This is a genomic window from Phenylobacterium sp. RIFCSPHIGHO2_01_FULL_69_31 (genome assembly GCF_001824475.1).
Taxonomy (GTDB): Bacteria; Pseudomonadota; Alphaproteobacteria; order Caulobacterales; family Caulobacteraceae; genus Phenylobacterium.
Window position 1 is genome coordinate 6,644 of the sequence record NZ_MHXN01000026.1, and the last position, 10,191, is coordinate 16,834.

Genomic DNA, 10,191 nt, shown 5'->3' on the forward strand with positions numbered 1-10,191 from the left:
CCTCTTGCGGCCAGGGTCTGCCGGCCTCCGGCCGGAGAGGCCAACCCTGCGCCGGCCCGGCTTCGTCGCCCTCGCGGTCCTTCCTCTCCGGCGCGCGGCGCTGACCTCGGTGTTTGGCCGCGCTGATCTCTCGGCGGCCGGCTTGCCAGGTCTGTGGTGCGCGAGGGGGTTGTGGCCTTGGCGGTCGAGTTCGGCTCCGGCGCTCCGCGCGGGGCAGTGGGGCCGAGGATGCCGGGGCGAGGTCCTTTGGCGGGAGCCTGATCCGGTCCGGTCGGCGCGCAGGAACGCCGCTCTCCATCACGATCCCTGACCCGGGCCGGCCCGGTCCAAAAGCCGACCTCGCGGGGCGAGGCGCGGGCCGGCGGACCCTCCGGCCTTCCGCGCTGCGCTTGTGCAGGCCGGTTTCCACCGCCCGCGGGCTTTCGTCCCGGCCCTGACGGCCCTGGTCCGAAGGGGACGTGATCGCGGCGATGTCCGCGAGCCGGTCAGACAGGTCTGGCCGGTCAAGCCCAAGGAGCCACCCCATGAACCTCGTCGTCCTCACCGGCCGCATCGGCGCCCAACCGGAGATCCGCACCCTCAATTCCGGCGACAAGGTCGCCAACTTCAGCCTCGCGACCGAGGAACGCTGGCGCGACCGGCAGTCCGGAGAGAAGAAGTCGCGCACCACCTGGCACCGGGTGGTCACCTACGCCCCGGGCACGGTCAAGTTCCTGGAGGAGTACGTCGACAAGGGCGACCTGATCCAGGTGGTAGGCATGCTCCGCAACGAGGCCTGGGAAGACGCTCAGGGCCAGAAGCGCCAGGCCACCAAGATCGCCGTCACCGGCGCCGGCCACCGGGTGGAGAAGCTGGCGAGCCCCCGCGACGAGGCCGCCCAGGGCGAGGCCGCCCCCGAGCCGGACCTCGACGACGAGATCCCCTTCTGAGGGCGCGCGCGGCCCGCCCGGTTCGCCGGGCGGGCCTTGTCCTTGTCGTGTGTTCCGTCGGATGAGGACGCTGGGAGAACCGCTGGTGCCTGTCACCGCCTCGGCCGGCGAGGTCGAAAACAACTTCGCAGCCTTTCATGACCTCGCCCTGAGCGCGCCGGTCCGCGTCACCCGGGAGGGGCGGGAGACCGTGTACATCGTCTCGGCCGAGACCTTCCACTGGCTAAAACAGAGCGAACGCGCCGCTCCGGCCTCGGAGGATCTCTCCGAGGCCGAGGTTGCGGCCAACACGGCGGCGGAAATCCCGCCCGAGCATCGCTACAGTCTGAAGGGTTCGGATTAGCGGGCGGCCTGGTGGGGGCGACCGCCGCTGAATCGGCGCCGGCATGGAATCGCCGCAGCCTCGGCTTTGGGAGGACCGCCGATGCCGAACCAGACCGAAGTGGGCGCCGCCGTCGCCGAGGCCCTGGCGCGGGCCCAGCACCATCGCCAGCGCTCGCCGCGCAAGATGCGGGTGCGCCTGCTCACCCAATGGGGCGAGGGCGAAGGGCTGACGGTCCAGGCCCGCATCGCCGGCCGCTGCGAGTCCGAACTGGTCGCGCAGGAGGGGCTGGGGGTGCGGGTGATCCCCTGGGCCGAGCTCGACCGGCGGGCCGGCGAGCTCCCGGGCCTGGTGGACGCGGCGGTGGAGGAGATCGAAACGGCCGTGGCCGCAGCGCCGGCTCCAGCGCGGCCGAGCCGGGTCGAGGGCGGGCTCGATTGGGAGGCTTACGAGGGCCTCGCCGAGGCGGCCTATGAGCGGGTGCTGGCGGTGATGCGGCCGCTGGTGGAAGAGGCGCCGGACTCTCTGTCGCTTGGCGGCGCCCTGGAGGCGGTGTTCCTCGGGCTGATGAAGGCGGCGGCGCTGGCCAGCGTCGGGGCCGGCATGGGGAAGGACGACGCGCGCGAGATGCTGGAGGCGGCGGTGGCCGAGCTGCTCGGCCGAGTCTCGGAGGGCCATCGCGCCAGCCTCGCGCCCCGTCTGGACGCCTAGCGGGCGGGGGCCAGGCCCACGCCATAGTGCTCGGCCAGAAGGTAGAAGCCCTCCTCGTTGTCGAGGTCTTCGGTCTTGGCCTCAAGCGTGAGCGCCGTGGCGGCGCGGTCGAAGATCGCGTAGCAGACCTCGGCGTCGTCGTGCCGGGCCGTATAGGCGACGCCGTCGGCCTGAAGGGGATGGTCGTGCAGGGCCGCCGACCAGGCCTGGGGCGCATCATAGGGCAGGCCGCCGTGCGTCACCTCGGCAGTGGCGCCCAGGCGCGCGAGGCCCGGCCCGTGCAGCTGGATCAAGGTGAGCGGGCGCAGGGTCCTCAGCAGCGCCTGGCCCTTGGCGGCGATGAGCTCCGGGGCCAGCAGGGTTTTTCCGGGCGTGCGCAGGAAGGTCTCGGCGAAGGCGCCCTGCGGCCGGGCGGCGGCGTAGAGCACGCCGTAGCGGCCGTCCGGCGCGTTGAGCCGGCCGGAGAGGCTGTTGTCGAAATAGATCGGCTCGAGGCCCGCGGGGTAGAACCTGTGCAGCTCGGTCCCTGTCGTCAGAGTGAGCGTGAGCGGCGTGCGGCCGGCGAGGTCCGCGGGCGGGCGCGGCGCCGTCACGCCCCCTGCTGGCCGATGCGGCGCGCGGCCTCGACGACCTCGGCGGTCTCGCCGGCCTTGAGCGCGTCGATCGGGCGGCGGCCGCCCAGGCGATCATCGGGGTTCACCAGGAAGTTCAGCAAGGCCCAGGGATTGCGGAACGGCAGAGCCTGGCGGACCTCGCGCAGGCCGTCCACCACCTCGCCGTCGTCGGTGAACTGGACGGTGGGGAAGCGGCGGCGGTTGCTGGGGCCGGGCACCGCCAGCAGCGAGCCTTCGCGGACGCGCTTTTCCACGGCCTGGCGGGAGACGCCGTTCAGGAGGGCGCGCACCTCGCCCAGTTCATAGGCGCCGCCGGCCCGCTTCAGGTCCTCCTGGGCGGTGCGGACGCCGCGCAGCAGGGCGCGGGCCTTGGCGCTGGGCTCGAAGGCTTCGGTGTCGATGACCGCAGTCGGGCCCGGCTGGGCGCGTTCGAGGATGCGGCCCCTGGCGTCCTGGACCCGCACCTGTCCATAGCGTTCCACCAGGCCCGAGCTCTCCAGGTAGCTCTGGTCGGCGGCGCCTTCCGGGATGATGACCAGGGTGGCGTCCTTAGGCGGGGTGATCTTTTCGAGCGCCCGGGCGCCGCCCTTGACCTTGTAGGCGTAGACGAACTGGCCGCTGCCGGCGTTGCGCGTGGCGCCTTTGCGCATCGCGCCGCCGTCGGTGGACTTCTGGGCCTGGGCCATGGGCGGACTCCTCGGCTGCAATATGGTCCTGTTGCGGCTTGGATGCAACTTTCGCAACTTCGACAACTTCTTGCGCGTCCCTTTGGCCGCGAGAGGTTGGGCGTGTCCCGCCGCTGGCGCGGCGGGCCGGGCTCTACTCGCCGGCCTGGCCGGCTCCCGGAGCCCCGTTCCGGGTCTCCGCCCATGCGGGTTGCGATCCCTCACGCGGACGGCGGCCCTTGGGCGCGGCGAGGCGCAGGCCGGGACCTGCGCCTCGCTGGAGCTACTGGGCCGCCACGGCGGCGGGCTGGCGGGTCTTCCACAGCGACCAGCCGATGCCGCCGGCCAGCAGCAGGGCGGTGACCGCCAGGGACACCGGTGCGGGGAACTTCTCCCAGCCCATGGCCTCGGCGAAGAACACCTTGGCGCCGATGAAGACCAGCAGGGCCGCCAGCGCCTGCTTCAAATAGGCGAAGCGGGCGACGACCGCGGCCAGGGCGAAATAGAGCGCCCGCAGACCCAGGATGGCGAAGATGTTGGACGTGTAGACGATGTAGGGATCCGTCGTGATCGAGAAGATCGCGGGGACGGAGTCGACCGCGAACACCACGTCGGCCAGCTCCACCATGACCAGGGCCATGAACAGCGGGGTTGCGAACCAGACCAGCTTGCCGGTCCGGCCGGGCTGCTTCACAAAGAAGCGGGAGCCATGCAGGTCAGGCGTGACGCGGATGTGGCGGGTCAGCCAGCGGTAGACCGGGCTGTCGTGCGGGTCCTTGGGCGCCTTGTCGGCGAAGAACATCTTCACCCCCATGACGATGAGCAGGGCGGCGAAGATGAAGAGCACCCACTCGAAGCTCGCCACCAGGGCCGCGCCGAAGCCGATCATGACGCCGCGCAGGACGATGACGCCCAGGATGCCCCAGAACAGCACCCGGTGCTGGTAGGCCCGCGGCACGGCGAAGGCGGCGAAGATGGTGGCGATGACGAAGATGTTGTCGAGCGCCAGGCTCTTCTCGATCAGGAAGCCGGTCACGTACTCGATGCCGGGCTCGCGGCCGAGCTGGTGCCAGACCCAGGCCCCGAAGGCGAGGCCCAGGCCCAGGTAGCCGCCGGAAAGCAGGAGGCTCTCGCGCACCCCGATCTCGTGCTGGTCACGGTGCAGCACGCCAAGATCGAGCACGAGCAGAAGTATGACGAGGCCGGCGAAGGCCAGCCACATCCAGAGCGGCTGGCCGAGCACGGCCGTCATGAGCATGTCCATGATGTGAGATCCCGCAAGGCGCGGCGCGCGGCGCCGCTGGCTTCAACGCTTAGCGACGGCGACGCACCGGAACGGGCTGAAGACCCAGCTCCGCGAACATCATGGCGCGTCGAAGCTCGTCCTTGCGGCGCAGCAGGTCGCTGGCGTGGTCGGGGGCCTGGTCGCGGGCGGCGGGATTGCGACTGATGCTCCGGATCATCCGCAGCAGCTCGCGGTAGCTCTGGCGCAGACGCCAGACTTGGATGTGTTTCATGTGCTCCTCCGTTTGGAGGCGCACCTGGCGGCCATCAGGCGGAAACGAGCACAACGGACCCCAGGCGCACCTGTGCGGTCCGACATCACGATCACGGTGATCGTCAGAGGGGCCCGGTCCCGCATCCCGCCATGTAGGCGCCCCAGGGCGTCGCGCAAGGGCTGCGGCGCGCGGTTCAGCTTTCCGCGATCAGGCGGCCCAACGGGTCGAGCGGGCCGCGACCTGGCCGCGTCAGCGGTCCATCAGAGCTGAGCGTCGGCGGCGGTTTGCGGCAGCAGGGGGCGCCGGGTGGCGCGGCGATGCGCCCTCGCGGCGTTCAGCTCCCAGTCCGGCACGGTCGGGACGAGGATGAGGCCGCCGTCGCCCTCCCGGAAGAGGTCGAGCAACAGCCCGCCTCGGGTGATGCGGGCGGAGATGCGTGTTCCAAAGGCCATGTCGGCTCGCCTGCGCCTCGGGAGTGAAGCGCGCCGTTGGGAGGGAACCTCCGCCGGGCATGTTCGTTCCAAGCCGACTGTCGGGAAGCCGACGCAAGCTTAAGCCTGCTGGGGAAGTCATGCCTGTCGAGCCGGCGCCTCTCGTGCTCTACGTGGAGGACGACCCGGCCGTGTGCGATCTGGGCGTGACTGCCTTGGAGGAGGGCGGCTACCGCGTTACGGCGGTGGATAGTGGCGCGGCGGCCATCGCCTTGCTCGAGACGCCGGGGGCGGACTTCGTCGCGCTCGTGACCGACATCGACCTTAAGGGCGATAGCAGCGGGTGGGACGTCGCGCGGCGTGCGCGCGAGCTCTTCTGCGACCTGCCGATCATCTATGTCAGCGGCGCCAGCGGACACGAGTGGCCTTCGCGCGGCGTGCCCGGCAGCATCATGCTCGCCAAGCCCTTCGCCCTGGCCCAGATGGTGGTGGCCGTCGCCAACGTCAGCCTGGGCGCGCAGAGCGACCTGGGCGGCGCCTGAGCCGCCGGCCGCCGGCGCGCGAATGCACAGCGCTGGGGGCGGTCTCAAGCCGCCCGCAGGTAGGTGAGGCTGAAGTCCTCCCCCCAGGTCTGGCCGTCGTCGGACTTCTCCCACACCCCCTCGATCGAGGCTGGCGCAACGGTGGCCCGAAAGCGTTGGTGGAAGTCCTTAGGCTTGCTCTGCAGCGTCCAGGTCGTCCCGTCGAAGGTCATGGCGTAGATGCGCGAGACGCCCCGGTCGTCGTGGTAGACCATCGACCAGCGCTCCGAGCTGTCGTCGAAGCCGATGACCGCGACGGCTGTTGGCGGGAGAGCTGCCTCAAGCGTGCGGGAGCGCATGACCATGAGCCCCCCTTCATCGAGCCACTCAAAGGAGGCCTCGCCGTCCAAGGTCTCTTTCGGGAAACGCATCTTGGTGCGCCAGCGGCCGAGAAGCGGTGCGAGATCGATGGGTCCGGCCAATCGGGGCGCTCCAAATGTGCTCGGGTGCGAAGCCTAATCTGGCTTCGGACGTCCGCAAGACCGGTTGCGGCCAGCCGCGGCGCAGGCGCCCTCACCCTGGCTGCCGCGCGCAGAGCGACGTCGGCGCATGAGGCGCCGCCCGTCGTCGCGGCGCGAATCTCCGGCCGTTGGATTAAAGTGCTCGGGTGACTGAGCCCATCGACCTCTCCGCCTTCAGCAATCCCGTCGTCTTCGCCGTCGAGGGCCTGGGCGACGTCGTGATCGAGGCGCGCAAGAGCCGCTTCTACATCTGGCTCGGCACGGGGATGGAGCGCAGCCGCTGGCCGGACGGCCGCGCCCTGATGCGCGACCTCCTGGCCGAGCAGGCGCGGCGGCCCGACGGCGCGCCGCTGGACGCGTCCGCGGTGGCCGGGCTCACGGGTGAGGCGCTGGAGGCTGCGGCGGGCGGCTTCCTGGATGCGCGCGATCCGGTCATGGGGCCGCTCTCGGCCGAGGCCGGCGAGGCCGCCGACCTGCAGCCGGACGAGCGCCAGACCGAGCGGCTGCGCCGCATCCTCTTCGCCAACACCGAGGCGGCGCTCGCCCCGGCCCGGCGGATGAGGCAGGAGATGGAGCGGCGCACCGCCAGCGTCCTGCGGCTGGGGGAGACCTACAAGGTGCTCGGCCCCATGCAGGAGATGATGGAGCGGGATCGCAAGCTTGAGGCGATGTTCAAGCCGGCGTCCAGCCTGCTGGCGGCCGAAAGGGCGCTCTATGGCGGAACCGCCTCGGCGATGCTGCGGGCCGCCGAGCAGGCTGCGCGGCTGCCGACCTTCCGCTCGCCGCTGGAGGACCTCCTCGGCGCCGGCTCGGCGATCGCCGAGATGCAGGCGAGCGTGCGGCGGGCCACTCAGGTCCTCGGGATCGGCCAGGTCTACCCGCACCTCGCCCAGCCAGGGTTCCAGCCGAAGCTGGGCGTCTACGACCAGCTGTTCGGCGAGGCGACCTCGGTCGCCAGGCTGCTGCGCACCCAGTTCGATTTTCGGCTGCCCGGCGCGGCGCTGGCGTCGATCGGCGCCTTGCACGCGGCCGAGGCGAACCTCGCCAGCCGCGTCCTGGAGGCCATGCAGCGGCCCGGCTTCCAGGCGACGGTCGTCGCCGGGCTCGACGGCGTCGCCGCCCGTGGCGCCTCCGCCGCAGTGCTCGCCCACTACGGCGAGGACCTGGACCCGGACGCGCCGGTCTTCGCGGCGGTGATGTCCGGCGTGACCGCCCTGGACGAGGCCGACGAGGCGGCCCGGCTCGACCGGCTGGAGGCCGCCCTGGCGCGCCTGGCGGAGCTGGTGGCGGAGGTCCTGCGGCGCGAGAACAGGCCGATCACCTTCATGGGCGTCATGACCGTGGTCGGCACGCTGATGAGCGTGATCTCGGTCGGGATCGCCTGGATGGCCTACCAGGGCGATGAGGCCGGGCGGCGCGGGCCGGACACGGCCGCGGTCATCGCCAAGCTGGATGAGCTGAAGGCGGCGCAGCCGCCGGTGCGGGATCAGCGCGACATGCGCTTCGTCCATGACAAGGCCTGGCTGCGCACGGCGCCGGACGCCAAGGCGCTGGCGATCCGGGCGATCTATCCGGACCAGCCGCTGCGGGTGCTGGAGGCCAAGGACGCCTGGGCCAAGGTGGAGGCCTACGACTACGCCTCCGACCGGCCGCTGGTGGGCTGGATCAGCCGTCGGCGGCTGCGCATCCACCCGCTGGACTGACGCGGCCTTGCGGCCGCTGGACATCCAGCCGCTCAGGCCGCCTTCAGAAGCGGGGCCAGGGCCTCGTCCACGGCGGCCCGCCACTGCCCCGGCGCCGAGATCTCCGTGTGGGGGAAGTTGCGGCCAAAGGCGCTGGAGAGCACGACGTCCGGTGCAAGTTCTCCCAGCCGCCTGAGGGTCGTCACCAACTGCACCCTGTCGCTGAATGGCAGATAGCCGGCGGTCCAGGCGCCGTGGTCGTCGCGGCCGATGGTGTCCCCGGTGAAGAGGTAGGTCCGCCCGTGAGGGGAGCGGTACAGATAGGCCGTGCTGCCGGGCGTGTGGCCGGGCAGAGGCAACACGTCCAGGTCGCCGTGCGTCTCTGGACCGGCGAACGTCCGGTCCGGCGCGACGCCCGCTCTGCGGGCCACGGCCTCGGCCTCGACGGCATGGCCCCACAGTTCGGCGCCGAACGCCTCTCGCAGGGTCTTGAGCGCCGGGCCCGCCTCGTCCACGTGGCTGAGGTACTGGCGCCGGATCCCGCCTAGATCGCGGATCGCCTGGTGCTCGTCTGGAAGGCCGGTCGAGTAGATCAGTAGGTTTCCATCGGGCCGGGTGATCACATACGCGCGGGTCACAAGATCGGGCACGCTTGGCAGCGGCTGCTCGGGGCGGGTCTGCCAGAGGTCAGGATAGATCTGCTGCATCGGAAAGCCTCCATGGGTTCGCCTTGGAGATGAGGCTCGACGCGATCGGCGCAATCGCTGAAATCTTGCTGGATATGATCGATGGAATAGATCGGTGATCGACCCCCTCACCCTCGACCAGATGCGCGTCTTCGTGGCTGTGGCCGAGGCTGGCAGCTTCCGCGCCGCCGCCCAACGGCTGCGCAGGGTGCAGTCGGCAGTGAGCCATGCCGTGGCGTCACTCGAAGCGCACCTGGGCGTGCGCCTGTTCGACCGGTCGGGCCGCCGTCCGGTGCTCACCCCCGAGGGCCAGACCCTGCTGGGCGACGCGCGCGCCCTCCTCCTGAAGGCCGACGTGCTGCGCGCACGGGCCCGCGGGCTCGGCCAAAGCCTGGAGCTTGGGCTCACGCTTGCGCTCGACCCGCAGTTCCCATTGCCGCTGGCGGCGGCCGCCCTCAGGGCGGTGCGTGAGGCTTATCCCACAGTGGGCGTTCAGACCTGGACCCTGCCGCTCGGATCGGCGATTGCGGCGTTGCGTAGCCGGCAGTGTGCGCTAGCCGTGACCGGCGCGGACATCCCGGACCCGACGATTGAGCTGTCGTTCCTGGCCGACATCCCGCGCGCCGCGGTCACTGCGCCCGATCACCCGCTCGCTAAGCTCGCCCGGCGCGGCCAGCCGCTGACGCGGATCGCCCTCGCCGACCACATCCAGATCGTGGTGCCCGACCCGTCCCAGCTCACCGAGGGCCAGGACTTCGGCGTGCTGTCGCCCGGCGTGTGGCGGGCCAGCGACAATGAGAGCAAGCGGGCGCTCCTTGTGGCAGGTGTCGGCTGGGGCAGCCTGCCCCTGTGGCTCGTGGCGGACGACCTCGCCGCCGGACGGCTGGTTCGCCTGCCGGTGGAGGAGTTCGGTCCGGACGGCGTCACCTTCGCGACGGCGTGGCTCGGCTGGCGCATGGACGCGCCTCCGGGGCCAGCCGGACGCCTCTTCTGCCATGAACTGCAGCGCCTTTGCGCCGATCGGCTCCCGGCGGGCCGTCGCGCATAACCTGAGACATCCTGGCGGTCGCCCGAAGCTCGAACGCTCAACCGCTTTCGGGGGCCGTCGCGACCAGCCTGACCGCTGCTCCCGGCGCGCCCTTCGGGCAGGCGCCGGACGGAGCGCCCCTGGCGGGGCGCGGGCGCTGCGCGTCGTCGTCCCATCGTGCCAGGCCAGCCCGTAAGTCAACGGCTGCGCCGTTCCCCTCCGCCCCCAGCTTTCGCCGCGGGCTCCGGTGACTGCCGGGCGCCCAGGCCTGTCCCGAAGAGGCCGTCGCCGCTCGCGGTGAGCGGCTCAAGGACGGAGATCCTCCCATGGCCTCGATCGACCTCTTCACCACCTGGACCCAGCTCTCGGAAGCCCAACAGCTCAACGAGTGGCGCGCGTTCCTGACCAGCCTGGACGCCGGGGACGCCGGATATCATCGCTACTACCCGGTGCTGATGCCGCTCTGGGATCGCGGCGACGTGCCGGCGATCGTCGAAGACGAGGCAATGAGCGCCTACGAAACCGAGATGCGCGAACAGGCGGAGTGGGAAGCACGCAATCCGCCGGCCGCCGACGCCTGGAT

At 71.3% G+C, this 10,191-nt stretch carries 14 protein-coding genes; 7 read left to right on the plus strand and 7 right to left on the minus strand.

Translation table 11 applies throughout. The features are described 5' to 3' along the window. Positions 1–524: 524 nt before the first annotated feature. From ssb to A2790_RS13980, 3 genes are all read left to right on the plus strand, one after another. Entirely contained in the window at positions 525–929 is a 405-nt protein-coding gene (gene ssb / locus A2790_RS13970; RefSeq protein ID WP_293392770.1) for a single-stranded DNA-binding protein, read from the plus strand. Positions 930–1,014: 85 nt separating this feature from the next. Continuing rightward, positions 1,015–1,272, plus strand: a complete 258-nt coding sequence (locus A2790_RS13975; RefSeq protein ID WP_293392773.1) for a type II toxin-antitoxin system Phd/YefM family antitoxin — start codon at positions 1,015–1,017, stop codon at positions 1,270–1,272. Positions 1,273–1,353: 81 nt separating this feature from the next. Further along, a complete protein-coding gene (locus tag A2790_RS13980; protein WP_293392776.1) occupies positions 1,354–1,962 on the plus strand; it encodes a hypothetical protein in 609 nt (202 codons plus the stop codon). Here A2790_RS13980 and A2790_RS13985 read toward each other — a convergent pair. The 5 genes from A2790_RS13985 to A2790_RS14005 all read right to left on the minus strand — a co-directional run bounded on the left by A2790_RS13985 (position 1,959) and on the right by A2790_RS14005 (position 5,192). Continuing rightward, the gene (locus A2790_RS13985) at positions 1,959–2,555 is read right to left on the minus strand and encodes an RES family NAD+ phosphorylase (protein WP_293392778.1); all 597 of its coding nucleotides are present in this window, start codon (positions 2,553–2,555) and stop codon (positions 1,959–1,961) included. The two genes, A2790_RS13980 and A2790_RS13985, sit on opposite strands and share 4 nt — an antisense overlap. Next, a complete protein-coding gene (locus A2790_RS13990; RefSeq protein WP_293392780.1) occupies positions 2,552–3,262 on the minus strand; it encodes a hypothetical protein in 711 nt (236 codons plus the stop codon). Before A2790_RS13990 ends, A2790_RS13985 begins: the two co-directional genes overlap by 4 nt. Before the next feature lie 262 nt (positions 3,263–3,524). Next, positions 3,525–4,505: a TerC family protein gene (locus tag A2790_RS13995; RefSeq protein ID WP_293392782.1), complete on the minus strand. Its 981-nt coding sequence runs from the start codon at positions 4,503–4,505 to the stop codon at positions 3,525–3,527. 49 nt (positions 4,506–4,554) lie between these two features. Beyond that, positions 4,555–4,758 carry a hypothetical protein gene (locus A2790_RS14000; protein WP_293392785.1) on the minus strand — a complete coding sequence of 68 codons (204 nt, stop codon included), beginning with the start codon at positions 4,756–4,758 and terminating at the stop codon, positions 4,555–4,557. 242 nt (positions 4,759–5,000) lie between these two features. Next, positions 5,001–5,192 (minus strand): hypothetical protein, encoded by a 192-nt coding sequence (locus A2790_RS14005; RefSeq protein WP_293392788.1) that lies wholly within the window; start codon positions 5,190–5,192, stop codon positions 5,001–5,003. 119 nt (positions 5,193–5,311) lie between these two features. On the opposite strand from A2790_RS14005, the gene A2790_RS14010 reads away from it, so the two are divergent. Continuing rightward, on the plus strand, positions 5,312–5,713 hold the full coding sequence (locus A2790_RS14010) for a response regulator (protein WP_293392791.1): 402 nt from the start codon (positions 5,312–5,314) through the stop codon (positions 5,711–5,713). Between the two features lie 44 nt (positions 5,714–5,757). On the opposite strand, the gene A2790_RS14015 is transcribed toward A2790_RS14010, so the two are convergent. Beyond that, entirely contained in the window at positions 5,758–6,174 is a 417-nt protein-coding gene (locus A2790_RS14015) for a hypothetical protein (protein ID WP_293392793.1), read from the minus strand. A gap of 185 nt (positions 6,175–6,359) precedes the next feature. On the opposite strand from A2790_RS14015, the gene A2790_RS14020 reads away from it, so the two are divergent. Beyond that, positions 6,360–7,916 carry an SH3 domain-containing protein gene (locus A2790_RS14020; RefSeq protein WP_293392796.1) on the plus strand — a complete coding sequence of 519 codons (1,557 nt, stop codon included), beginning with the start codon at positions 6,360–6,362 and terminating at the stop codon, positions 7,914–7,916. Between the two features lie 32 nt (positions 7,917–7,948). On the opposite strand, the gene A2790_RS14025 is transcribed toward A2790_RS14020, so the two are convergent. Continuing rightward, positions 7,949–8,602: an MBL fold metallo-hydrolase gene (locus tag A2790_RS14025; RefSeq protein ID WP_293392799.1), complete on the minus strand. Its 654-nt coding sequence runs from the start codon at positions 8,600–8,602 to the stop codon at positions 7,949–7,951. A gap of 94 nt (positions 8,603–8,696) precedes the next feature. Between A2790_RS14025 and A2790_RS14030 the strand changes: the two genes are divergently transcribed. Further along, positions 8,697–9,629, plus strand: coding sequence for a LysR family transcriptional regulator (locus tag A2790_RS14030; RefSeq protein WP_293392802.1), 933 nt, complete (start codon positions 8,697–8,699; stop codon positions 9,627–9,629). 305 nt (positions 9,630–9,934) lie between these two features. Next, a partial coding sequence (locus A2790_RS14035) for a hypothetical protein (protein ID WP_293392804.1) occupies positions 9,935–10,191 on the plus strand: 257 nt, incomplete at its 3' end.